Origin of the sequence: Pseudophaeobacter leonis (assembly GCF_002087335.1) — a bacterium.
GTDB lineage: Bacteria > Pseudomonadota > Alphaproteobacteria > Rhodobacterales > Rhodobacteraceae > Pseudophaeobacter > Pseudophaeobacter leonis.
Genome location: NZ_MWVJ01000033.1, coordinates 57,930 through 81,967 on the forward strand (window position 1 = coordinate 57,930; position 24,038 = coordinate 81,967).

At 58.5% G+C, this 24,038-nt stretch carries 21 protein-coding genes and 6 pseudogenes; 14 read left to right on the forward strand and 13 right to left on the reverse strand.

Features of this window, described 5'->3' with window-relative positions:
• Positions 1–278 precede the first annotated feature (278 nt).
• Positions 279–545 (reverse strand): DUF2312 domain-containing protein, encoded by a 267-nt coding sequence (locus B4968_RS08740; protein WP_083098423.1) that lies wholly within the window; start codon positions 543–545, stop codon positions 279–281.
• A gap of 407 nt (positions 546–952) precedes the next feature.
• Here B4968_RS08740 and B4968_RS08745 point away from each other — a divergent pair.
• A pseudogene (locus tag B4968_RS08745) lies at positions 953–1,172 on the forward strand (hypothetical protein).
• 160 nt (positions 1,173–1,332) lie between these two features.
• Here the strand turns inward: B4968_RS08745 and B4968_RS08750 are convergent.
• Positions 1,333–1,566 carry a hypothetical protein gene (locus tag B4968_RS08750; RefSeq protein ID WP_083098267.1) on the reverse strand — a complete coding sequence of 78 codons (234 nt, stop codon included), beginning with the start codon at positions 1,564–1,566 and terminating at the stop codon, positions 1,333–1,335.
• Between the two features lie 315 nt (positions 1,567–1,881).
• Here B4968_RS08750 and B4968_RS08755 point away from each other — a divergent pair, with 315 nt between their 5' ends.
• The 4 genes and pseudogenes from B4968_RS08755 (at position 1,882) to B4968_RS08770 (ending at position 4,167) form a co-directional block, all read left to right on the forward strand.
• Positions 1,882–2,745 (forward strand): MBL fold metallo-hydrolase, encoded by an 864-nt coding sequence (locus tag B4968_RS08755; RefSeq protein WP_083098269.1) that lies wholly within the window; start codon positions 1,882–1,884, stop codon positions 2,743–2,745.
• 124 nt (positions 2,746–2,869) lie between these two features.
• Positions 2,870–3,298 (forward strand): annotated as a pseudogene (locus B4968_RS08760) (YeeE/YedE family protein).
• Positions 3,298–3,732 carry a DUF6691 family protein gene (locus B4968_RS08765; RefSeq protein ID WP_083098270.1) on the forward strand — a complete coding sequence of 145 codons (435 nt, stop codon included), beginning with the start codon at positions 3,298–3,300 and terminating at the stop codon, positions 3,730–3,732. Before B4968_RS08760 ends, B4968_RS08765 begins: the two are co-directional and overlap by 1 nt.
• Before the next feature lie 9 nt (positions 3,733–3,741).
• The gene (locus B4968_RS08770) at positions 3,742–4,167 is read left to right on the forward strand and encodes a protein tyrosine phosphatase family protein (protein ID WP_083098272.1); all 426 of its coding nucleotides are present in this window, start codon (positions 3,742–3,744) and stop codon (positions 4,165–4,167) included.
• A 247-nt stretch (positions 4,168–4,414) separates the two neighbouring features.
• Here B4968_RS08770 and B4968_RS08775 read toward each other — a convergent pair whose 3' ends face one another.
• The 5 genes and pseudogenes from B4968_RS08775 to B4968_RS08795 all read right to left on the reverse strand — a co-directional run bounded on the left by B4968_RS08775 (position 4,415) and on the right by B4968_RS08795 (position 10,684).
• On the reverse strand, positions 4,415–5,770 hold the full coding sequence (locus B4968_RS08775; RefSeq protein ID WP_083098273.1) for a FliM/FliN family flagellar motor switch protein: 1,356 nt from the start codon (positions 5,768–5,770) through the stop codon (positions 4,415–4,417).
• A gap of 68 nt (positions 5,771–5,838) precedes the next feature.
• Positions 5,839–8,528, reverse strand: a pseudogene (locus B4968_RS08780) (ATP-binding protein).
• Positions 8,528–8,851: a hypothetical protein gene (locus B4968_RS08785; protein WP_173907539.1), complete on the reverse strand. Its 324-nt coding sequence runs from the start codon at positions 8,849–8,851 to the stop codon at positions 8,528–8,530. Before B4968_RS08785 ends, B4968_RS08780 begins: the two are co-directional and overlap by 1 nt.
• Positions 8,852–8,864: 13 nt before the next feature.
• Positions 8,865–9,290, reverse strand: coding sequence for a response regulator transcription factor (locus B4968_RS08790; protein WP_083098276.1), 426 nt, complete (start codon positions 9,288–9,290; stop codon positions 8,865–8,867).
• Between the two features lie 95 nt (positions 9,291–9,385).
• Positions 9,386–10,684: pseudogene (locus tag B4968_RS08795) on the reverse strand (short-chain fatty acyl-CoA regulator family protein).
• Between the two features lie 232 nt (positions 10,685–10,916).
• Between B4968_RS08795 and B4968_RS08800 the strand changes: the two are divergent.
• The 5 genes and pseudogenes from B4968_RS08800 to B4968_RS08820 all read left to right on the forward strand — a co-directional run bounded on the left by B4968_RS08800 (position 10,917) and on the right by B4968_RS08820 (position 16,243).
• Complete coding sequence (locus B4968_RS08800) at positions 10,917–12,263, forward strand: substrate-binding protein (protein ID WP_083098277.1); 1,347 nt, start codon at positions 10,917–10,919, stop codon at positions 12,261–12,263.
• Positions 12,264–12,412: 149 nt separating this feature from the next.
• A complete protein-coding gene (locus B4968_RS08805) occupies positions 12,413–13,435 on the forward strand; it encodes a branched-chain amino acid ABC transporter permease (protein WP_083098279.1) in 1,023 nt (340 codons plus the stop codon).
• A gap of 4 nt (positions 13,436–13,439) precedes the next feature.
• Positions 13,440–14,642, forward strand: a complete 1,203-nt coding sequence (locus tag B4968_RS08810) for a branched-chain amino acid ABC transporter permease (RefSeq protein WP_083098281.1) — start codon at positions 13,440–13,442, stop codon at positions 14,640–14,642.
• A 12-nt stretch (positions 14,643–14,654) separates the two neighbouring features.
• Complete coding sequence (locus tag B4968_RS08815) at positions 14,655–15,410, forward strand: ABC transporter ATP-binding protein (RefSeq protein ID WP_083098282.1); 756 nt, start codon at positions 14,655–14,657, stop codon at positions 15,408–15,410.
• Positions 15,411–15,486: 76 nt separating this feature from the next.
• A pseudogene (locus B4968_RS08820) lies at positions 15,487–16,243 on the forward strand (ABC transporter ATP-binding protein).
• Positions 16,244–16,400: 157 nt separating this feature from the next.
• On the opposite strand, the gene B4968_RS08825 reads toward B4968_RS08820, so the two are convergent.
• A complete protein-coding gene (locus B4968_RS08825; RefSeq protein WP_083098284.1) occupies positions 16,401–17,906 on the reverse strand; it encodes a class I adenylate-forming enzyme family protein in 1,506 nt (501 codons plus the stop codon).
• 120 nt (positions 17,907–18,026) lie between these two features.
• Between B4968_RS08825 and B4968_RS08830 the strand changes: the two genes are divergently transcribed.
• The 4 genes from B4968_RS08830 (at position 18,027) to aat (ending at position 21,333) form a co-directional block, all read left to right on the forward strand.
• Positions 18,027–18,566, forward strand: coding sequence for a helix-turn-helix domain-containing protein (locus B4968_RS08830; protein WP_083098285.1), 540 nt, complete (start codon positions 18,027–18,029; stop codon positions 18,564–18,566).
• A 181-nt stretch (positions 18,567–18,747) separates the two neighbouring features.
• A complete protein-coding gene (accB, locus tag B4968_RS08835; protein ID WP_083098287.1) occupies positions 18,748–19,236 on the forward strand; it encodes an acetyl-CoA carboxylase biotin carboxyl carrier protein in 489 nt (162 codons plus the stop codon).
• Between the two features lie 9 nt (positions 19,237–19,245).
• Entirely contained in the window at positions 19,246–20,595 is a 1,350-nt protein-coding gene (gene accC / locus B4968_RS08840) for an acetyl-CoA carboxylase biotin carboxylase subunit (protein WP_083098288.1), read from the forward strand.
• A gap of 105 nt (positions 20,596–20,700) precedes the next feature.
• Entirely contained in the window at positions 20,701–21,333 is a 633-nt protein-coding gene (gene aat, locus B4968_RS08845) for a leucyl/phenylalanyl-tRNA--protein transferase (protein ID WP_083098290.1), read from the forward strand.
• On the opposite strand, the gene B4968_RS08850 is transcribed toward aat, so the two are convergent.
• The 5 genes and pseudogenes from B4968_RS08850 to B4968_RS08870 form a co-directional block, all read right to left on the reverse strand.
• Positions 21,297–21,650, reverse strand: a complete 354-nt coding sequence (locus tag B4968_RS08850; protein WP_241525656.1) for a DUF2155 domain-containing protein — start codon at positions 21,648–21,650, stop codon at positions 21,297–21,299. The two genes, aat and B4968_RS08850, sit on opposite strands and share 37 nt — an antisense overlap.
• An 80-nt stretch (positions 21,651–21,730) precedes the next feature.
• Entirely contained in the window at positions 21,731–22,183 is a 453-nt protein-coding gene (mlaD, locus tag B4968_RS08855; protein ID WP_083098291.1) for an outer membrane lipid asymmetry maintenance protein MlaD, read from the reverse strand.
• Between the two features lie 125 nt (positions 22,184–22,308).
• Positions 22,309–22,693: pseudogene (locus tag B4968_RS08860) on the reverse strand (NADH:ubiquinone oxidoreductase subunit NDUFA12).
• A 113-nt stretch (positions 22,694–22,806) separates the two neighbouring features.
• Positions 22,807–23,370, reverse strand: a complete 564-nt coding sequence (locus B4968_RS08865) for a glyoxalase superfamily protein (protein ID WP_083098293.1) — start codon at positions 23,368–23,370, stop codon at positions 22,807–22,809.
• 251 nt (positions 23,371–23,621) lie between these two features.
• Positions 23,622–23,984 (reverse strand): RidA family protein, encoded by a 363-nt coding sequence (locus B4968_RS08870; protein WP_083098294.1) that lies wholly within the window; start codon positions 23,982–23,984, stop codon positions 23,622–23,624.
• Positions 23,985–24,038: the final 54 nt, after the last annotated feature.

Genomic DNA, 24,038 nt, shown 5'->3' on the forward strand with positions numbered 1-24,038 from the left:
CTGAACGAAAGGCCGCAGGTTCAATGGCCGATGTGCGTAGGAGCCTCAAGGGCTGGCAGAGGGATTGCAACTGCTTCAGCCTTGTTTCAGCAGTTGCGAACATCTCACCCATGGCATTTGCCCGCTGGGCCTCAGCCCCAGCAACGACCGAAAATGTGTCGTGGATGCCAGCCTCACGAACAACATGTTTTCCGTCATAAATCGGGCGCTGCACAACAGATTCAAGCCCTGCACAACGCCCTAATTTTTAAACATATAATCAAAGCCTTAAGCTAAAATCACGCCATCCCAAGCGCTTCTTTGTACATTTCCAAAACCGCCTCTTCTTCGGCGATATCATCCTTGTCACGCTTGCGCAGGGCAATCACTTTGCGGATCACCAAGGTGTCATAGCCACGCGATTTCGCTTCGGCCATGACCTCTTTTTGCTGCTCGGCGATGTCTTTCTTTTCCGTATCCAGGCGCTCGAAACGCTCAATAAACTGCCGCAACTCGCCAGCTGTTACACGGTAATTTTCGCTTTTTTCGTCTTCGGTCAGATCCATATCCGGCTCCGTCTGCACGAGCATTTTACTGCTGTCATGTGATAGTGGTTGGGGCAAGGGGATAGCGACAGAGTGGCGCCATCGCAAGACTTGAAAACAGCATCACGCGATATCTCACCTTTAGGCTCTCCCTTTGCAGCCAAAAGCTTTGGAGCCAAGAGACTGAGCACCTGTCGTAAAATAGTCCATGTCGAAAGCAGGTGCCTCGCTGACCTTTGGCCCATCTCGATGATGGCCACTGGTTCGCTGCCTTTGCCCCCCCAGCGCACAAAGATCCTTACCTGGCAGGCTTGTTGAGCCCTGAAAGACCCCGCCAGTCCTTTTGGACAGCCCCTGCCAGTGCGACTTGTACCTGCAAGCGCAATCCGCTAGGCGCAGAGCAGCGCAATTTTCACAGGAGCCCTGCTATGTTTGATATTCTTGTCTGGGCCGGAGCCGCCCTCTCGGTTGCAGGTCGGATTGGTCTGTTCTGGTGCATACTCTACGTCATCAAAGCGCGACGCAAATCGCTGGACGACGAGGCGCTGCGTGCTGTCGTGCAGTCGGTATTGCCCTATATTCTGGGTGCGCTGTTTCTTTCCGGTCATTGGTTTGATGCTGGTGATGACCGGTATTTTGCTCGGCTAATTTCACCTCCCGGACATCAGTCGCAACGCGCTGCCGGGCGACGACGCGCCCGCTCAAACTTCCAATCAGTCGTAGCAGGGTTTCTGGCAATAAGACCTTAAGCCCCGCCATGATCCTCTTGGCCTATTCGTAGCTGTCCTGACCACAGAATCGCATGTTGTCAAACTGTCATATTGTCAAACTGGCTTTCGAGATCCTGCTCACAAAGCTCTTCATCCAGCTGTCGCAATCTGCGCGACACAGGGATACCCTCAATGCGCAGATGACTGAGCAAGCGAAAAAATTCGGGGCGCAAAGAAAGCCGCGACTCGCCGCGTCCCTTGCGTATCTTGATCGCCAATTGCTCTGCGCGTTGCAGGACTTCGCGACTGGTCGTCTGTCCGTTACTGGTCATCTGAATACTCCTCCCCTGAGCTCGGCCCTTCCCAGCGGCACCCGCCGAAAACACCTCTTTTACAGATACATCTTGTTTATACCCCGTCTGGGAGCGCAGGATCGTGGAAAAATCCGTAAAAACTCAACCCTGCGCCGATGCGATGGCTATAATACTCCGCCCAACCGATCACCTTAAGATAGGTCAAAACCACAGCTCACAACACCAGCTAAAAACACTGAGGCCAAAATTTTAGCCTGGATTTGAACCCTGCCACTTGAAACACATTCGTAAATTTGTATATATCAATCGAAACGATAAAGGAGCGCCCAAGAAATGCACCCCACTGTCAAAGCCTTTTTCGACCAGGCCACCAATACGGTGTCCTATGTTGTGCGCGATCCCAATGGGTCCGCCTGCGCCGTTATCGATTCCGTACTGGATTTTGACCATGCGTCAGGACGAACTGACACGACATCAGCAGATGCAATCATCGAATGGATCAAGGCCGAAGGGTTAAACTGCGCCTGGATCCTGGAAAGCCATGTGCACGCCGATCACCTGTCAGCAGCCCCCTATCTGCAGGAGCATCTGGGCGGCAAGATTGGCATCGGTGCCAATATCACCCTGGTTCAGGACACCTTTGGCAAGGTCTTCAATGAGGGCACCGCCTTTCAGCGTGATGGCAGCCAGTTTGACGCCCTGTTCAAAGAGGGTGACAGCTTTATGATCGGTCAGCTGCGCGGTGAGGTCATGCATACGCCGGGCCATACCCCTGCCTGTCTCACCTATGTCATTGGCGATGCGGCCTTTGTCGGTGACACTTTGTTTATGCCGGATTTTGGCACCGCGCGCTGCGATTTTCCCGGTGGCTCGTCCGAGGATCTCTACTGGTCGATCCAGAAAATCCTCGCCCTGCCAGAGGAAACCCGCATTTTTGTCGGCCATGACTACAAGGCCCCCGGACGCGATGACTATGCCTGGGAAACCACGGTTGGAGAGCAAAAGGCGCTCAACGTGCATATCGGCGAAGGCCGCCCGCTGGAAGAGTTTACCAGCATGCGAGACGCGCGTGATGCGACCCTGGGGATGCCGCTCCTGATCCTGCCCTCCCTGCAGGTCAATATGCGCGCAGGCCAGATGCCGGACCCCGATGAAAAGGGCGATGTCTTCCTCAAGATCCCGTTGAACAAAATCTAGCGCCTGCGGATTGGTCGGCTCAGCTCAGGCCAACAGGCAAATTTGACAGGCTCACTCAATAACTTAGTCGCTCTCGGGCCAGGGCCCGGAGCGACAGCTAGCAACAAGACAAGGACGCGCGACAATGGAAATGGATTGGATCTGCGGGGCTCATCGGTGGTGGGCTCATCGGGCTGGGAGGCGCGGTTTTCCTGCTGGAAATGGCCGCATCATGGGCGCCAGCGGCATCATTGGCGGGCTGGTCGATGGCTCTGGCTGGCACAATGCGGCGGAACGTCTGATTTTTCTGGCGGGTGTCATTGTCGTGCCGATCCTGCTCTTGCCCTTTTTCAAGGGTGGAGTTGACACCCATGCGACCTCGAATGTCGCCGTTCTGATTGCCGCCGGGGTCCTGGTCGGCCTCGGCACCAGAATAGCCAATGGCTGCACCTCTGGTCATGGCGTCTGCGGTATCTCGCGCCTGTCCCTGCGCGGCATCGTGGCCACCGTGTTCTACATCCTTGCAGGCGGCCTCACCATCGTTCTGTTCCGTCATATTCTGGGAGTGATCTGATGCAGCGTTTGTTTCTTTCTCTGCTTTCGGGCGGATTGTTTGGCGCCGGGCTTTTTGTCTCGGGCATGACCGACACCACCAAGGTGCAGGGCTGGCTGGACGTCTTTGGCAACTGGGATCCGACCCTTGCCTTTGTGATGGGCGGTGCCCTTGTGCCGATGTTTGTGGCCTGGCGCCTGACAAAGGGACGGCGGCCACTGGTCGGCGGCGACTTCCCTGCAGAACCGCGCCCCGAGATGGATCACCGCCTTATTGCCGGCTCTGTTCTGTTTGGCATGGGATGGGGGCTGGCTGGACTGTGCCCCGGACCCGCGGTGGCCTCTCTCAGCTACAATGGTGTGGCCGGTTTCATATTTGTAGGCGCGATGCTTTTTGGCATGCTTGTGGCACCAAAAGCAGGACGGCAACTAGACTGGCTGGCAGCAAGGGTTTAAGAGCGGATCATGGATGCACGAGTGATTACACCCCGCTACGCCGTCTCGCCGCAAATCTCGGCTGAAGACATGCCCGCCATTGTTGCCGCTGGCTTCAAGACGGTGATCTGCAATCGCCCTGATGCTGAGGTTCCCCCCAGCCATCAGGCCGCTGCTATTCGGGCCGCAGCCGAAGACGCCGGGCTGACCTTTCACGAGCTGCCGCTGACCCATCAGACCATGACTCCTGACAATGTCGCCAAGCAGCGCGCATTCTACGAGGGTAGTTCCGGTCCGGTTCTGGCCTATTGTGCTTCGGGCACCCGCAGTTCGGTCATCTGGTCTCTGGGGGTTGCCACCGAGATGACCGCCGACGAAATATTGGGTAAAACCAGTGCTGCGGGCTATCCGCTTGACGGATTGCGCCCAACGCTGGAGGCCCTCGCTGGCACCTGATTGGGATCTGCAAGACCTGCTGCAGCCTTTTGATTTTTTAGACAAAAAAGATCCCAGTCCCAAAAGGGCTGGGATTTTTCGTGAGCGCCTGACAGCCGCAGTCATAGTGTAATCAGAGTGCAGTCAAAACCAGGAGGAGTTCCTCACGAAGACAGCACTGAACAATCAGAGGGAGCCAGCCCTCTGGCCGCTGCGGGAATTTCTAGAGGCGGGTGGTCAATATGAGAGTGCCTTACCAGGCGTCTCGTCACAATCCCTGTGCAGAATCACCTTCGAGGCCTGCAAGTTTCGAGATCTCAGCTGCAGCATCATCAGGGTTAAACTGGTCCATACCATCGCCTAAGCCAGGGAAATCCCCCATTGGTGCGGCATCAAGTCCAAGGTCAGCCCCCAGATCCGTGCCCAGATCGCCACCAAGATCGCCGCCCAGATCGCCACCAAGGCCGCCGCCAAAGTCACCCAGGTCGCCGCCTAATCCTGCCGGATCCAGACCGCCACCCAACCCTGCGGGATCGAGATCACCGCCGAGGCCACCCATATCAAGAGCGCCTGGCCCGCCAAACCCCATGCCATCATCCAGCGGGTCCTGCAGATCCTCCGCCGCAATACCAAGCGAGAGCGGCGCGGGTTCGTCCATCAATGCCAACGCAGGGGCGGCGTCGCCACCAACACCGTCTGCAAAGCCATCGCTCATATCCATGAGGTCCGGCTGTTGGTCGTGCTTTCTTTCGTTCAGTCGCACGGCGCGTGAGCCATTCAGTTGCCCCAAACGTCCCTTGGCTATTTCCTGCCCACCCATACTGATCAGGTCCGTCTCATAGAGAAACGCCTGATCCAGCGGCAGAATTCCACCGACCTTGAGAGCTGAGAACTCATTCAGTGGCACGCGCACCTTGCACAGAATCGCTGATAGTTCGGCCCGCATCGCTCCCATGCCACTCGCCAGAGACGGGCCCGGAGGCGAGCCGCTCAACCCAAGCTCTTCGGCGGTGGGTTCCGGCAGAATGAGGTTCAGAACGCCCTGCATGGCGCCAATTGCCAGGTCAACATTGAGCGTGATCAGCCGGTAATCCTCGGCTTCCAGACCCAGAACAAGCGAGCGCACATCCTCAATCTGAGCGCCATAGCGATAGCCAGAAAAGATCGCCTGATCCTTATGCCCGGCCAGCATTGCGACAACCTTGCCAAAGGCCTTTTCCAGAAACTCAGCCGTCATTGCCGCATCAGTCGGCGTGTAGTGCCGCTCTGAGGGGGCTTTGCCCATGATTTGGCCGATGGTCTGTTTTTGGATCAGGGCTGTCACCAGTGCTGCATCCATCGTCGCCGCACCAATGCGGCCACCCGGCCCATCCAGAACCACCAGAAGGTGCTTGTCCGAAAGCGCGGCGACCAAATCTTCGGGGGATCGGTTGAACTGTCGTGCTGCCAGCACTGCCAGCGGCAAATCACATTGCTCAGAGGCTGCACGTGCCAGAGACCGACGCAGAGCTTTGAGCGTCAAGGATCCGTTGAGGCCCGGAGCCCCATCCTTTGACGCCGCAAGTTTGCGCGCGAGTGCACCCGACCCGCCGCCTCCGGCCTTCTCAATATTTGCTTCAGACATCAGTCAGCAACCTGCACGTTTCGCGCTCCCTTTTTAATTGTCTTAACGACCGTTCGTTACCAAGACCTTTAAAACTGCGTCTCGGACAGGATTTTCCGCTCCACGGGCAAGGAAATTCTGAAACTGCCCCCTTTCTGCCCAGCCATATACGCGATGTCGCCTTCCAGCCGCTGCATAATTTCGCGACAAATCGCCAATCCCAGCCCGGCTCCCCCGGCCCGTTCCGGGCTAACACGCGAGAATTTCTCAAAAATTAACTGCTGGTGGTCTGCGGGCACGCCGCTGCCGTTGTCGGTGAAATCTATCCAGATTTCCCCTAATCCCCGCGTCACCCGTATCGTCAATTCCGGTGTTTTTGCGTCACAGTATTTCTGCGCATTGGCGATCAAATTGATAAACACCTGCGCCAGACGATCCAGATCGGAGGAGATCCGCAGAGTTTCAGATTTTGGATCGCGGTTCACCTTGATCGCATCCTCTGACCCCGCCAGCGCAGTCGAGACCGCGTGGTCCATCACCTCTCCCAGGGTGCCTGCGGACATGTTCAGACTGACCTGGCCGCTTTCCAGCACGCTCAGATCCAGCAAGTCGTTCAACAAACGGGTCAGCCGCAGGGCTTCGTCGTGAATGATCGAGGCGTAGCGGGTTTTTTCCGTGACAGGGATTTCGCCTTCATCCCGCAGGATCTCGGAAAACGCCCGGATCGACGTCATCGGGGTGCGCAGCTCATGGCTCACCTGACTGAGAAAGGCATCCTTTTGTTGCGAGATCTGCGTCAGCTTTTCGTTGGTCACGCGCAATTGCCGCGCCGTGCGCGACAGCTCCGCCGACTGCTCCTCCAGCTGGTTGGAGTATTCGAGCATCTGCGCGGTCTCATCCGCAACCGCCAAAAGATCCGGCACCGAGACTGACGATCCGCCAACGATCTGGCCAATCATCGCATGGGCTGCCGCCGCACCAATAGAGGCGCTGAGTTCGCGCTCCAACCGCTCCAGAAAGGCCGGAGTGGGTTCCGGCAGGGTACCGCGCCCGCCCTGACGTGCCAGCTCGCGCTGGAAAAAGGCCTGCGCTTCGGCGGCCCCCAGAATGCGCTGGGACATCACCATCAGGTCTTCGCTCTGCGCCACCGACCCGGTCCAGCCCCGCGGCCCCGAGGAATGCTCAAACACATTGACAAACTGGGCGCCCTGCAGCCGCTCGATCGGGCTGGGGAAGGTCACAAGCGACACCAGACAAAAGGTGATCGCATTCAGGCTCATGGACCAGAGCACCGCATGCACCGTAGAATCCAGCCCCTCGATGCCAAACAGCGCCTGCGGGCGCAGCCAGGACAGGCCAAACAGCCCCTCCGCCAGAATATGATCCGGCAACATGCCACCGCCAAGGGCGGGCAAAAGCATGGTGTAGACCCAGATTGCAAAGCCAACAGACAGCCCGGTCAAGGCGCCGCTCCGCGTGGCGCCACGCCAGAACAAGCCACCGACAAGGGCCGGCAACATTTGGGAAATTCCGGCAAAGGAAATCAAACCAACCGAGGCCAGAGCCGCGCCGCCCCCCGACAGGGTGTAATAGAAATACCCCAGCGCCATGATGACGGCGATAGAGACCCGGCGCGCAAACAGCACCACATTGCGCACATCCCCCGAGACCGAAGCCCCAGCCCCCTGCATCCGCAACCAGATGGGCATCACCATATGGTTCGACACCATTGTTGAGAGCGCCATTGCGGCGACGATGACCATCGAGGTCGCCGAGGAAAACCCGCCCAGAAACGACAGCATCGCCAGGCCCTGCTGTCCCTGTGACAGCGGCACAGTCAGAACAAACATATCCGGGTTGGAGCCAGCCGGCAGCAGCTCCAGTCCGATGGCAGCAATCGGCACCACAAACATCGAGATCAGCAGCAGATAGAGCGGAAAGGCCCAGGCCGCGCCCCGCAGGTGACGCTCGTCCTCGTTTTCAACCACCATGACCTGAAACATCCGGGGCAGGCAGACGAATGCCGCCGCCGACAAAAAGGTAATGGTGGCCCAGCGGCCGCCATCGACCCGCCAGTCGCCAATCCGCGAGGCATCAATCCGCGACAGTGTTTCGCTCACACCGCCCGACAGCCCCCAGACCACAAAGATCCCCACCGCCAGCAACGCCAGCAGTTTCACCACGGCTTCCAGCGCGATGGCGGTGACCACCCCGTATGGCGCTCATTGGCGTTGAGATTGCGGGTGCCAAACAGAATGGCAAAGATCGCCAGCCCAGCCGTGACCCAGAACACCGTGGTGGTCTCGTGATAGCTGCGCAGCGGGTCAGCTTCGGCAAAGATGGCAAAAGACAGGGTAATGGATTGCAGTTGCAGCGAAATATAGGGCGTGATGCCAATCACCGCCAGCAGTGTCACGCCAATGGCCAGCGCATTGGATTTGCCATAGCGCGCCGACAAAAGATCCGCGATCGAGGTGACCCGCTGACTGCGCCCCACCCGCACCAGTTTGCGCAGGCCCCACCACCAGCCGATCATGACCAGGGTTGGCCCCAGATAGATGGTCAGAAACTCCAGCCCCGAGCGGGCGGCATAGCCCACCGCGCCGTAAAACGTCCAGGCGGTGCAATAGATTGACAGCGACAGCGTATAAATCAGCGGCGAGCGCATCCAGGCAGAGCTATGGCCGCGTGCCGCTCTTCGGTCTGCCAGAAAGGCGACAAAAAACAGCAGGGCAACATAGCAGAGACAGACCAGCGCCAGAACATTGAGCGAGGCCATCAGGACTGTTCGTCCCGGGGGCCGCCGTCAGTCCAGTGCCCGGCCCAGAGCCGGAACGCGACACCAAAGACATAGCTGGCGGCGATCGGCCCGCCCCAGACCACAAAGATGTAGGTTATCGCCGCAGAGGTGGGCATGCCACCATGGTTGCCAGGTGCCGGATAGGGATCCGGGTTCGGCCACATCAGAGGAACGGTGAACAACAACGCCCCCAGGATCGGCAGCAGCCGGGCGATATCCATCAGGCGCCGCCGCCGGTAGGTGCGTCGCTCGACAAAAGGCGTATTGGGTTCATCCTGACGCCCTGCCCCATCGCGGCGCATCAGGGCAGCCCTGTCATGGCGTGGCCGACCCAGGCACGACCGATCCAGGCGCGATCTGATCTGCCTGATAGGCCTGCGCGTGAAGATCGCGCACTGCCGTCAGCACTTCGGAGTTGGAAAAGGGTTTGGTCATAAACCGGGTCACCCCGGCCTTTTCCGCCATCTCACGATCCCTGAGCTGGCCGCGTGCGGCCAACATCAGCACCGGCAGCGCCTGCAAGTCGTGCACGGCCCGCAGCTCCTGGATCACTTCCAGACCACTCTTGCCCGGCAGCATAAGATCGAGAATGACCAGATCAGGCTTTGCCGCCTGAATGACCTCGACCGCATCACTGCCGTTGCCGTGGACATCGACCTTCCAGCCATCACGGCTCAAAAGAAATCGAATGGCCTCGGCGATATTGGGCTCATCTTCGATTAAAACTACATGTCTGCTCATTGGCAGATATTCCTCCCAGCGCAGCTTTTTCGGGCAATTTCACCCGAGGCCGCGTTCCCATCCCAGCACAGACTAGCCCTGCCGCCCGGTGGCTGTCAAAACTCTTCCTTCAGGATCGACGGCTCGCGCCTGGCTTCGCAGGTCTGACGCGGGCAAATCCGACAGCTCCCCCCCACCGGCTACGCATCCTGCGGCACCTCGCGGCGTGGCAGGATCAGCATAACAGCATGATGCAGGGCGTCTGTGTCAAAGGAGCCCGGGACATGACGCCAGGCCACGGCCAGACATTCAAAGCCAAGGGCGCTGCGCCCCTGCTGCACCACATTGCGGCGTAATGGCACATCCGGCCGCTGCAGCGCGGTGTAGATCGGCCACAAAGGACAGGAGGCGCCGAAACGCGGCAGTGCGAATCCCGCAACGGGCTTGCGAAACAGGATCGAGCCCGAGGCATCACACACAACCAGGCCCGCGTCCTGGCCCAGAACCTCAGGCGGCAGCACGCCCAGACGGCGCAGCACGACCGGCAGTGCGGCCGAGAACCGGCGCGCCAGCGCTGAGGGATCCAGCCCTTCTGCTTTGATCATCTGATCCACCTCAGACAGCGGCATTTGTACCGCGTCGCTTTGGTACTGTTCCAGCGCGCTGCGGGCGATGACGCGGGCGGCGTCACTGACAAGTTGCGGTGCCGCCTCCACCAGCGCCTTTGGCGTGACGCGCCCCGCTTCCAGATCGGGAAAGTGATAGCCATGGGCGAGAAAAAACTCCTCGGCCTCCTCCTGTGGCACCCCGCGCCGTACCGCACTGCTGTCGCTTTCATCAAGAAAGTTCACCAGAGCGCGGCTGCTTTCAGCCAGACGCAATGAGTCCTCGTTGAGGTTCTTGTGAAACCGGTCGCGCCATTCGGCCTCCAGCTCACCGGTCTCGGCCAGAATAGAGGCGGTGGAGCGGATCGCCGCCCCGGTCGACAGAACCTCGTGCAGCGAGGCCGCCAGATGCGGGGCATGGGTCAGACGGTCAGACAGGGTTTCAACCGTGCGGGTCAGGCGGGCAATGCGCTGGTGATTGCTGGCCAGAACCTCGGCCCAGCCGGGAAAGCGGCCGGCAAATTCATCCGTTCTGTCCAGCTCGGCCACCGGTGTGCCACTGTCTGCCGCAGCCTCCCGCAGGGCGGCAATCAGCGCAGCCTCGGCCCCCTCGGTCAGCATTGAGGGCTCAACCCCCAGAACCTGCGCCAGGTCCACCAGGAGTTTGCCGCCGATTCTGCGCCTGTTGTGTTCAATCAGATTGAGGTAAGAGGCAGAAATTCCGGCCTTGCGGGCAAGTTCAGCCTGGCGAATACCCAGGATCAGTCGACGTTCTCGTATACGGCTGCCTGTCAGCGTGTCACGCGCCATAGGGGGCCTCCCGGTCAAAACCACACATTTTCAACGGCTTTCTGCAGTGCAACATAAAAAACTTTACAGAATACCGCAGTCTACTGTTCAGTTGTTTACAGAATAGATGATCATTTCAAGGGTTTTATTGCGCAATTTTACAACTCGTTCACATACTGATTTTGCACAAATCGTGCAGACGTTGCGCAGAAGTGAGGAGCTGCCCAGCGTTTTACATCTAAGGGAGGAATAAATGTCCAAGTCAGCATTCTCGCGTCGCGGGGTCCTGAAGTCAGGTGCTCTCGCAGGCACTGGCCTTGCGCTTCCAACAATTTTCACCGCGTCTTCTGCAGCCGCGTTCACCAACGACCCAACCGGTAGCTCGGTTACTCTGGGTTTCAACGTGCCACAGACAGGCCCCTATGCCGACGAAGGCGCCGACGAGCTGCGGGCCTATAAACTGGCGGTTGAGCACCTGAACGGTGGCGGCGACGGCGGCATGATGAATACTTTCTCGTCCAAGGCGTTGCAGGGCAACGGCATCCTGGGCAAAGAAGTCAAATATGTCACCGGCGACACCCAGACAAAATCCGATGCCGCCCGTGCCTCGGCCAAGTCGATGATCGAAAAAGACGGCGCTGTGATGATCACTGGGGGCTCAAGCTCCGGTGTGGCAATCGCCGTTCAGGGTCTGTGCCAGGAAGCTGGCGTGATCTTCATGGCCGGTCTCACACACTCCAACGACACAACCGGTAAAGATAAGAAAGCCAATGGCTTCCGTCACTTCTTTAACGGTTACATGTCAGCCGCGGCGCTGGCGCCTGTGCTTAAGAACCTCTATGGCACAGACCGTAACGCCTATCACCTGACCGCAGACTACACCTGGGGCTGGACACAGGAAGAATCCATCGCAGCTGCCACCGAGGCAATGGGCTGGACCACTGTGAACAAAGTGCGCACGCCGCTGGCGTCCACCGACTTCTCTTCCTACATTGCGCCGGTTCTGAACTCTGGTGCAGACGTGCTGGTTCTGAACCACTACGGCGGCAACATGGTGAACTCGCTGACCAACGCGGTTCAGTTTGGCCTGCGTGAGAAGGTTGTGAATGGCAAGAACTTCGAAATCGTTGTTCCGCTCTATTCGCGTCTGATGGCCAAAGGTGCCGGTGCCAACGTTAAAGGCATCCACGGCTCTACCAACTGGCACTGGTCGCTGCAGGACGAAGGCTCGCAAGCCTTTGTACGCTCCTTCGGCACCAAATACGGCTTCCCACCCAGCCAGGCGGCTCACACTGTATATTGCCAGACGCTCCTTTATGCAGATGCCGTTCAGCGTGCAGGTTCCTTCAACCCCTGCGCCGTCGGTGAAGCCCTGGAAGACTATGAATTCGATGGTCTGGGCAATGGCAAGACGCTGTATCGCGGTGATGATCACCAGTGCTTCAAAGACGTTCTGGTTGTGCGTGGTAAAGAAAACCCAACATCCGAGTTCGATCTTCTCGAAGTGGTTGAGGTCACACCAGCGGCGCAGGTTACCTATCCTGTTGATCACCCAATGTTTGCCGGCGGCGCATTGGGCAGCTGTAACCCTGGCTCCTGATACACAGGTCTGCCAACGCCGGGCGCATATTGCGCCCGGCACTTAATCTCTATTTCGACTGCGCAGCACGAGACGTGCGAAACGGGGCATGAGACCCCGAAGCGTCGGAATCCACCACTTCCACATCGAAGAACCCAAGGGTGGGGACTATGGACGCAATCCTATTGCAAATTTTAAACGGGCTGGACAAAGGCTCTGCCTATGCGCTGATCGCGCTGGGTCTGACACTCATTTTTGGCACGCTGGGCGTGGTGAACTTTGCGCATGGCGCCCTGTTCATGATCGGTGCGTTTTGCGCCGTTACCCTGCAACGTGTGCTCAACTTCAGCTATGAGGACGTCGACGAAAGTCAGAAAGACTTTCTCGGCAACGCGCTGAAAGTAAAGACACCCTATGTGGAAGCCTGGTTTGGCCCCGAGTTCGGGGGCGCAATAATAGACTGGGCGGTACCGCTGGCGATCCTCTTTGCCATTCCGATCATGATCGCCGTTGGCTTTATCATGGAGCGCGGGCTGATCAAGCATTTCTACAGCCGTCCGCATGCGGATCAGATCCTGGTGACCTTTGGCCTCGCCATCGCGTTGCAGGAAGTGATCAAGTATTTCTACGGTGCCAACCCTATTCAGACCCCCTCGCCTGAGGCTCTGAGCGGTGTTGCCAATGTTGGTGCCCTGATTGGGATGGATTTTGTATATCCGGTCTGGCGTATCGTCTACTTCTTCTTCTCAGTCGTGATCATCGGCGCCATCTTCTCCTTCCTGCAGTTTACCACCTTTGGGATGGTTGTGCGCGCAGGCATGGCAGATCGTGAAACCGTTGGCCTGCTGGGGATCAATATCAACCGCCGTTTTACCATCATGTTTGGTATTGCCGCCGCAGTCGCGGGCCTGGCTGGTGTTATGTATACTCCGATCAACTCGCCCAACTACCACATGGGCATGGACTTTCTGGTCCTGAGCTTTGTGGTTGTGGTTGTTGGCGGCATGGGCTCGCTTCCGGGCGCTGTGCTTGCTGGCTTTATGCTTGGTATTCTCGAAAGTTTTGCCTCGATGAACGAGATCAAATCGATCATTCCCGGTATCGACCAAATCATCATCTATGTGGTCGCGATCATTATTCTGCTCACCCGTCCGCGGGGTCTTATGGGCCGCAAAGGTGTGATGGAGGAATAAGCACATGTTCGGACTAGAAAATAAAGACATTCGGATGCTGCTGGTCGTCGCCGTTCTGACGCTTTGCGCTCCCTTCATCCTTAATCCGTTCCCAACGGACAGCGCCCTGGCGCAGTTCAACGCGGGCTATCCGGATCTCATGCAACGCTTTGTGATCTTTGGCATCTTTGCCGTTGGATTTAACATCCTCTTTGGTCTCACAGGCTATCTCTCCTTTGGTCATGCTGCTTTCCTCGGTGTCGGTTCCTACTCTGCCGTCTGGATGTTCAAACTGCTGAGCATGAACGTCGTCCCGGCCATTGTGCTCTCTGTGGTGATTTCGGGCCTGTTTGCGCTGCTCATCGGCTTTGTCAGCCTGCGTCGCTCGGGCATCTACTTCTCGATCCTGACGCTGGCCTTCGCGCAGATGTCGTTCAATCTGGCCTATTCAGTTCTGACCCCGATCACCAATGGTGAGACAGGTCTGCAGCTGACCCTGGATGACCCCCGTATCCTTGGTGTTTCCGCCACGGCCGACGGATCAATCCCGGTGACCAACCTGTTTGGCATTGAGATGCGCTCCACTTACGAGATGGTGGTTGGTCCCTGGGCCTTTCAGTTCAATGCGGGCTACTATCTCTGCGCATTGGTGCTGCTGGCCGCCTTTTACCTGTCGATCCGCATCTTCCGCTCTCCCTTTGGCATGATGCTGCGGGCGGTAAAGTCAAACCAACAGCGGATGAACTACACAGGCCTCAACACCAAACCCTACACTCTTGCCGCCTTTGTGATTTCCGGCATGTATGCGGGTCTGGCCGGTGGTTTGATGGCCTCGATGGATCCCCTTGCAGGTGCTGAGCGCATGCAGTGGACCGCCTCTGGCGAAGTTGTTCTGATGACCATCCTTGGCGGTGCCGGCACCCTGATCGGACCGGTTCTGGGCGCAGGCTTCATCAAGTATTTCGAGAACATCTTCTCCAAGATCAACGACCAGGTTCTGCACAGCTGGTTCGCCTTTATGCCCGACGGGCTTGAGGATTTCGTGGTCTTCGTTGTGCACCCCTTTATCGGCAAGGGCTGGCATCTGACGCTGGGTATCCTGTTCATGCTGGTGGTGGTGTTCCTGCCCGGTGGATTGGTCGAAGGCGGTCAGCGCATCGCCAAGTGGGTCAAGACCCGCAAAGGCAACGACGACGAAACCCCTGGCAAAACAACCCCCGCGGAATAAGGAGACGGATTGATGGGTATTCTTGAAGTCAAAAACGTGGGCAAACGCTTTGGTGGCCTGCAGGCGCTGGGGGATGTAAATCTCAGCGTCAAAGAAAACACCGTCCACGCCATTATCGGACCCAATGGCGCGGGCAAATCCACTCTGCTGAACTGTCTGGTGGGCAAACTCATTCCCGACACGGGCTCTGTCATGTTTGATGGCCAGTCTGTGCTGGGGCGCAAGCCCTTCGAGATCAACCAGATGGGCATCAGCCGCGTCTTTCAAACGCCCGAGATCTTTGGCGATCTTACGGTGCTTGAGAACATGCTGATCCCCTGCTTTGCCAAGCGTGACGGGGCCTTTTCCCTGAATGCCATCTCTGCGGTGTCCGGCCAAAAAGACATGTTGGAAACGGCCGAAAAGATGCTGGTAGAGATGAATATGGCAGACAAGCGTCATATGCATTCCGCCTCACTGTCACGGGGGGACAAACGGCGCCTTGAGATCGGTATGTGCCTGTCGCAAGAGCCGCGTCTGTTGTTGCTGGATGAGCCCACCGCCGGTATGGCGCGGGCTGATACCAACAACACAATTGATCTGCTGAAAGAGATCAAAGAGCAGCGCGACATCACCATCGCCATTATTGAGCACGACATGCATGTGGTGTTCTCACTGGCGGACCGGATCACTGTTCTGGCCCAGGGCACCCCTCTGGTCGAGGACGATCCGCAAAACATCCGTGGCAATCCAAAAGTGCGCGAAGCCTATCTGGGCGAGTCGGCGTAAGAACGGACACGCGACCCTCATCCTGTTTGGCGACAGCCGCTGTTCAGGATGAGGCGCGTAACAAAGGACAAGACAGATGAACGTCAAACCCGACTTCTCCAAGAACGCCAATGCGGCGACCACGGCACCGGCTTTTCTGTCGGTCTGGGACATGCATGCCTATTATGGCGAAAGCTATATCGTGCAGGGCATCAACTTTAATGTGCATGAGGGCGAAATCCTGGCCCTGCTGGGCCGCAATGGCGCCGGCAAGACCTCAACCCTGCGCTCTATTGCCCGTATCGGGTCGCCCATGGTGACCCAGGGCGAGATCTGGCTGGATCACCAGCCCTTTGCACCTGATGGAAAGCCATGAGGCCGCAACGGCCGGGCTGGGCCTCGTCCCCGAGGATCGCCGTATCATCGCCGGCCTCACGGTTGAGGAAAACCTGCAGCTGGCGCAGATTGCACCGCCTATTGGCTGGTCGCTTGAGCGGATTTATGACCTGTTCCCGCGTCTGGGCGAGCGTCGCAAGCAAGAGGGCATCACCCTGTCCGGGGGCGAGCAGCAAATGCTGGCGATTGCCCGTGCACTGGCCCGCGACATCAAGGTGCTCTTGCTGGATGAACCCTATGAAGGCCTCGCGCCGGTGATTGTGGATGAGATCGAAAAGACCCTCATGCACGTCAAGGAACAGGGCATGACCACCATTCTGGTGGAACAGAACGCCGTGCGCGCACTTGAGCTGGCAGACCGGGCGGTGATCCTCGACACTGGTGGCATCGTCTTTGACGGCACCGCTGCCGAAGTTCTGGAAAACGCCGAGCTGCGCGCCGAGTATCTGGCGATCTGATCGCCGGGCAAAAACTTACGCCCCGTGGCCCTGATCCCTTTTCAGGTGCAACATTTTGATCAGGTGCAATAATTTAAGGCCGGGCCCTCTGGGGTCCGGCCTTGTGCTATTTCGCAGTGCTGGCTTTTGCTCTCCTTTGAGGCCTGCAGCGGACGCCTCAGCCCTCCTTTAGGCGCTGGCGCAACTCGGTTTTCAGCACCTTGCCATAGTTATTCTTTGGCAGATCAGTCACATGCACATAGACCTTTGGGCATTTAAAACGGGCAATCTGGCTGCGGCACAATGCATCCAGCGCCGCAGGCGCCGCATTCCCCACCACAAAGGCCACCACCTCCTCGCCCCAATCCGCATGTGGGCGTCCCACCACCGATACCTCGCGTACATCCTCATGCATCAACAGCACCTCTTCCACCTCACGCGGATAGACGTTGGAGCCACCAGAAATGATCAGATCCTTGGAGCGGTCCTGCAACGTGAGATAGCCCGCGTCATCCAGCACGCCCATGTCGCCCGTCATCAGCCAGCCGTCTTGCAACGCCTCGGCACTGGCCTCCGGGTTGTTCCAGTAACCCGGCATCACCGCATCGCCGCGCACCATGATTTCCCCCATCTCACCGACAGGCAAAGCCGCTCCCTCGGGGGTGCCAATACGCAGCTCCACTCCGGTTTGCGCCCGCCCGACGCCGGCCAGGCGCGCTTTCCAGTTGGGATCACTGCGATCGCTCACCTCAGCGCGGGTCAGCGCCGTAATCCCCATGGGGCATTCGCCCTGACCATAAATTTGGATGAAGATCGGGCCAAACTGGGCTTCGGCCTCGATGATATCCGCCAGATACATTGGGCCGCCGGCATAGATCACGCTGCGCAGCCCGGCGCCCTCGCGACCGGCTGCCTTGGCGACCCTTGTGAGACGTGTGACCATAGTAGGGGCTGCAAAAATCTGCACCCGGCCAAAATGCGCCGCCAGATCCAGGATTTCCATTTCATCAAAGCCACCCGAGACCGGGCAGACATGCGCCGCCCCAACCCGGACATGCAGCATATTATATAGACCAGCCCCATGGCTCATTGGGGCAGCATAGAGGATTTGGTCGGCGCCAGAGGCCGCGTCCACATCAACAAAATAGGCCAGAGAGACTGCAATCAGCATACGATGCGTGATCATCACGCCCTTGGGCTGTCCCGTGGTGCCAGAGGTATAAAACAGCCAGGCCAGATCCTGCGGATCGCGCATAACCGGCGCCACAACTGGCTCTGCCGCCTGACCCGCGTTAAAATCAGTCGCAGTCGCATCGACCATGCGCACTGCACCCCCGGCCTGCTGTAATGCGGGCTGCAATTCCGGCGAGGTAAAGACCAGCTTGGCCTGGGCATCTTGCAGAATGAACGCAGCCTCACGGCCATGCAGTTTTGCATTGATCGGCACCGCCGCCGCCCCGGCATACCAAATGCCATAGAGCGTGATCAGATAGTCCGGGCAGTTCTTCATGAACAAAGCCACCCGGTCTCCCGGCTCCACGCCCTGGGCCTGCAACCAGCCCGCAAGGGCAGCGGCCTTTTGGTGAAATGTGGCGTAGTCCGCCACCTGTTCCTGCCCCAGAAACAGAGCAGGACGCGTGCCATCTGCCCTGGCCTGACGGTGCAGCCACTCTGCGATATTCATCGCTCTTTCCTCCTCTTAGCCCCGCCTGATCTTACCTGCTGACCAGTTTGGCGTGAGAAACACCCTCCCACGGGGCAGCTTTTCCTTCAATTCCGCATAAATACCCGGTTAATAGGGGGCATGAGCGATATTGCCTTTGACCATGCCCCCGTGGGCCTCGCCGTTTTGGAAAACCGTGTCATCATACGGTGCAACCTGCAATTTGCCGCCACCTTTGGCGGTGCCGCAGAAGACTATGCCGATGTGCTGATTGCCGAACTCTACCCCAGCCAGGAAGACTACCACCGGGTTGGCGAGCTGTTGCAACGCGACCCCGGTGCCAAAAGCGGCCTTTATAACGATGAGCGCATCATGCGGCGGCGCAAGGGAGAGCTGTTCTGGTGTCGCGTCCGGGGCCGCTCGATCAGCCCGGAGGCGCCGTTTCGCAGTGGCATCTGGTCTTTTGCCGACATTTCAGAGGACCGCCCCGTGGTCAGCCTCACCCCGCGCGAACGCGAGGTGGCGATCCTGACCTGCAAGGGGCTCTCGGCCAAGGAAATCGGGCTGAAACTGGATCTGTCCTATCGCACGATTGAGACTCACCGCGCCCATCTGTTGCAGAAATTTTCTGCCCGCAAACTGCCGGAACTGGTGGCCAAACTGACCGGCATGCCGCTTTAGCCCTGACGCGCGTGCAAATTTTGCGGCGCAGTGATTGCGAATCCCGTGAACTCTGGCCATTTTATCCGCCAGATCGACAGCGCTTTCCTTGTGGTAAAGCTTACCCTATAAGCGCTTCTAATTTCCCGGCTGCCCTTTGGGCAGACCCGTTGGAGACGGCTGAGGACACGCTGAGGACAAAATGACAAATAAAACTCATGAAGCGGATGTGGCATTCATCAAGGCATTGGCCGAATTGCTGCGTGACAACGATCTGACCGAACTTGAGGTCAAACGCGACTATAGCGAAGACGACAGCCTGAATGTGCGCGTCGCACGCCAGACCATTGTCGCGCCTGCCCCCGTTCAAACCACGGTACCCGTGGCCGCCGCAGCCCCTGCCGCCGCTGCAGCAGCGCCCGTGGCAGCTGCCGCCGCAGAGGACCCCGCCAGCCATCCTGGTGCGGTGGCCTCTCCCATGGTTGGGACAGTTTACCTGCAGGCAGAGCCCGGCTCTCCTGCCTTCATCACGGTTGGTCAGCAGGTCGCCGAGGGCGACACGCTTTTGATCGTCGAAGCCATGAAGACCATGAACCACATTCCGGCGCCTAAATCGGGCATCGTCAAGCGCATCCTGGTGGAAGACGGCGCTGCCGTCGAATTCGGATCTCCGCTGGCCATCATCGAGTAAGGGCAGCCCATGTTTGACAAGATCCTGATTGCCAACCGCGGAGAGATCGCGCTCCGCGTGATCCGGGCCTGCCGTGAGATGGGCATAAAATCGGTCGCGGTGCATTCAACGGCGGATGCCGACGCGATGCATGTGCGCATGGCCGATGAATCCGTCTGTATCGGCCCACCGGCTGGCGCGCAGAGCTACCTGTCGATACCGGCCATCATCTCGGCCTGCGAAATCACCGGGGCCCAGGCCATTTACCCCGGCTATGGTTTTCTGTCAGAAAACGCCAATTTTGTGCAGATCATCGAAGACCACGGGCTGACGTTCATTGGCCCTTCAGCCGCCGATATCCGCACTATGGGCGACAAGATCACCGCCAAAGAGACCGCCAAGGCGCTGGGAATTCCCGTTGTGCCCGGATCAGAAGGCGGCGTGCCCGATGTGGAATCTGCCCGCAAGGCTGCGGCAGACATGGGCTACCCCGTCATCATCAAAGCCACGGCTGGCGGCGGTGGTCGCGGTATGAAAGTCGCGACATCGGCGGATGACATCGATGTTGCCTTCTCCACAGCCCGCTCCGAGGCCAAGGCCGCCTTTGGCAATGACGAAGTCTATATGGAGAAATACCTCCAGAAGCCGCGTCACATCGAAGTACAGGTGTTTGGCGACGGCAAGGGCAACGGCGTGCATCTGGCGGAACGGGATTGTTCGCTGCAGCGCCGTCACCAAAAGGTTTTTGAGGAAGCCCCCGGCCCCTCGATCACCCCGGAAGAGCGCGCCCGGATTGGCAAGATCTGCGCCGATGCTGTTGGCGCTATGGGCTATTCTGGCGCAGGAACTGTGGAATTCCTCTACGAGGATGGCGAGTTCTATTTCATCGAGATGAACACCCGCCTGCAGGTGGAACACCCGGTCACCGAGGCCGTTTTTGGCGTCGATCTGGTGCGCGAACAGATCCGCGTGGCCGAAGGCCTGCCGCTGTCCTTTACCCAGGATGATCTGCAGATCAATGGTCACGCCATTGAGGTGCGCATCAATGCTGAAAAGCTGCCAAATTTCGCACCCTGCCCCGGCAAGATCACCGCATACCATGCGCCTGGTGGCCTGGGGGTCCGGATGGATTCGGCGCTCTATGACGGCTACACAATCCCGCCCTACTACGACAGCCTGATCGGCAAGCTGATCGTGCATGGTCGTGACCGTCCCGAAGCACTGGCGCGTCTCAGCCGCGCCTTGGGAGAGCTGATCGTGGATGGTATCGACACCACAGTGCCGCTGTTTCATGCCCTGCTGGCCGAACCCGATGTGCAGAGCGGTGACTACGGCATTCACTGGCTGGAACGCTGGTTGGAAGAAAACCTCGGGGGCTGATATCCCGCACAGACCGGTCGGGGCGCGCGCAAGCTGCGGCCCGGCTCTCCTTCTTTTGGCGCCCTTCAGTCCATTCCTTATCGACTTACAGGCTATCGCAATCTCATGAGCCTCACTCCGGATCTTTTGCTGCATGCCTATTCCGTCGGGGTCTTTCCGATGGCAGAGCACCGCGAAGACGACGAGATCTTTTGGGTAGATCCAAAACGCCGTGGGATCTTTCCGATAGAAGACTTTCACATCTCCCGATCCCTGGCCAAAACGATCCGCAAAAACGGTTTTGACATCTCGGTCAATCGCGCCTTTGGCGCGGTGGTCGAGGCCTGCGCCGATCGCGATGAAACCTGGATCAACGCCGAGATTTACGCCCGCTATCAGGACCTGCATGCCATGGGCAATGCCCACTCGCTTGAGGTGTGGTCAGATGAGGTTCTGGTGGGGGGGCTCTACGGCGTCTCATTGGGGGCAGGTTTTTTTGGCGAAAGCATGTTTTCGCGCCAGCGCGATGCCTCAAAGGTGGCCCTGGCCTACCTGATGGATCGTCTGATGCAGGCTGGATTTCGCCTCTGCGACACACAGTTTCTGACGCCGCATCTCGCCTCACTGGGCGCGATAGAGATCAGTCGTGCAGCCTATAAGGCGCGCCTGAAAACCGCCATCGACGGCATGGCCGATTTTAGCCCGCCCGCGCTGCCCTCGCCTCAGCTGCTTTTGCAGCGCATGACCCAGACATCATAACGGCTGTGGTCCAGCGCCGAGAGCGCCGGGCTGGAGGCAATCATCCAGCCCTCAAAGAACACTTCACCATTGAGCGGGTCGCGCACTGTGAGATAGGCAAACGCATCGCCAGTGGGGTTGGCCACCGGGTAGCGGCATTCCGACAGCGTAACAATCAGGCCAAAAACCTCGGCCGTGCCGCCAACCGGGATTTCCACATCCATATTGTGGCCATTAACCTTGTCGAGCCCACGCAAAACCGCGGAATTCCCGCGTTCTGCCGGCTGCTGTGCCGCGGCCGACGTGCTGGCGAAAACCCCAATCGCCAGACCAGCCATGAGCCCCGCTGCGCGACCCATAAAACGCCGTATCAGGCCTTTGCCAGTCACGCCTGTTGTCAGGGCCTGCCAAGCAGCCCTCACGAGTCGCCCCCGCTGCCGGAGACAAATTTCACCAAAAGCGAGATCAGGCTGACGGCGCCCTGGGTGTCGAGAACCTCATCTCCCGGTTCAAAATAGTAAGGCGAGCCACCTGACATCACCTCAACAAAGTTGCCGCCCAGCAGCCCTTCGGAGGCAATGACAATTGAGCTGTCGTCGGGAACCTGGATGCCTTCGAGCACAGAAAACCGGGTATCGGCCCGGAAGGTCTCAGAGTTGAGCTCAACCCCGGTCACCGTGCCGATTTTGACGCCCGCAAGGCGCACATCCGTCCCGACGCTCACCCCTTCGAGCGAGCGAAAGGAGGCCGCCAGCTCATAGCCGGAGCGCGCCGTCGAAAACCCGGCAACCTGCCCGGCATAGACGGCAAATCCAAGCGCTGCGGCCAGCACAACCCCGCCTGCGAAAACTTCTGTGATATTGTGCGACATGACGTGTCTGCCTAGATCTGTGGGTCAAAAAAGGGAAAGGACCAAAGAGCCTGCGGCCCCTGGTCCCACTTGATGCGCATCGCCTCAGCCAGTGAGCCTCAGCCAGTGAGCCTCAGCCAGTGGGCTTATTCCGGGGCCCAGGCCTCGTAGTCGCTGCGCGTCTTTGGGGCGCCGCCGCTGCGGATAGAACCTGCGGGCGCATAGGCATTCAGGGTGCCGGTCAGATTTTCCTGATGCGGTTTTTCCCATGGCTTATGTGGCAAAGGGTTTTTGCTGGGCAGCTCATTAAAGGTGCGGTGCAGCCAGCCATGCCAGTCGGTGTCAATGCGCGACGCCTCGATCTCACCATTGAAAATCACCCAGCGGCGGCTGTCATCCGCGTTGTGATAGAACACATTGCCCTTCATCCTCGCCCACCTTGATGCCCTTGCGGGCGGTAAAGATCTGGGTATTCAGCGTCTGGCCGTTCCACCAGGTCACAGCGCGCAAAAGAGTGTTCAGAATTCCCATAGATGCCTCCGAAGATTTCCATACCGATATGACGCAAATTCCCACCGAGGTCCAGTGGCTTGCGCGGCGCACAGCCAACCCCGGCGGGTTTTAGCATAGCTATCGCGATAGCCTTAAGGTTTGGTAGCTTCCGTCAGTTGCTCACAAAAGGTCAGCCGGTTGCCAAACGGGTCGGTCACAGTGATCTGAAGCCCCCAGGGCATGGTCTCAACACCCGGGTTCATGTTGGGATAGTTTTTGGTCTGCAGTTCCGCATGCAGCTGTTGCAGTCGCTGCATCGGGATAAAACAACGCCCCCCCGGGGTGGCGTCGCCATGATGCTCACTGACATGCAGCAAGCAACCCGACCGTGAGATCTGGCGATAAAGCGGCAGATGGTCTGCGTGCCTGTGCTCCCAATCGACCCTGAACCCAAGGTATTTGATATAGAATTCATCTGCCTTGGCGCCATCAAAGCTTCGGATCCCTGGAAACGCGGGGCTGATCGGAATCTCCGGGCTGGAAGACGAGTGGGATGATGTGGTGGCAATCCTGGCCGACAGGATATTCCAGTCCGGCAGATCAAACTGCCGCGCCACCATCTCCAGTGATTGTGCGTGAGAAAGCTCTATGCCCTGCTGTGCCAGTGTTGCTCGCAGAGATTTTGCCATGAGCGTGGCATCGGTAAAATCGCGCATTGCGCCTGTCCTTTTACAACGGGAGATCCAGCTGTCAGCGCTCGCGTTACCTCAGGATCTACCCTTTGCAAAAAAGGAGACGTGCCTTGGCAGTATGATATGTTCACCCTGTCGAATGCCGACTGCGAGCAGCAGGCCATATCAGCCTGCCGCCTTGGTAAACACTCAGCTTTGCTGTTGCAACGTATTAGTTGACTAAAACAGGTTGTTTTAGAAAGCAGGTACTAGGCTGCACGCTTCTGGGCCAGGTTTCACGCGGCGGGCGCCAGGGCAGTGACTTCGATCTCAATGCGGTATTTTGCATCAATCAGGCCGCATTCGATCATCGTCGCTGCTGGCGGGTTAGCGCCGAAGGCCTCGGCCAGCATTGGCCAGCAGGGTGCAAACTCTGCAGCGTCCGGCAGATAGTAGTTGACCCGCACCACATCGGCAAAACTCGCCCCGGCCTCGCCCAGGGCTTTTGCGATGGTTTCGAGCGCCGAGGCGCATTGCGTTGTGACATCCGCGCCCTGCCCGCCCGTTCCGGCCACATGCACAAAACCGCCTGCGACAACGGCGCGGCAATAGCCCACTTTGGCCTCGAACTCACCGCCCGACGAAATACGTTTGATCATCTCTTCTTTCCCTTTGTGCCATTTGCTGTCGTTTGAGCTGCAAACAAAAACGAC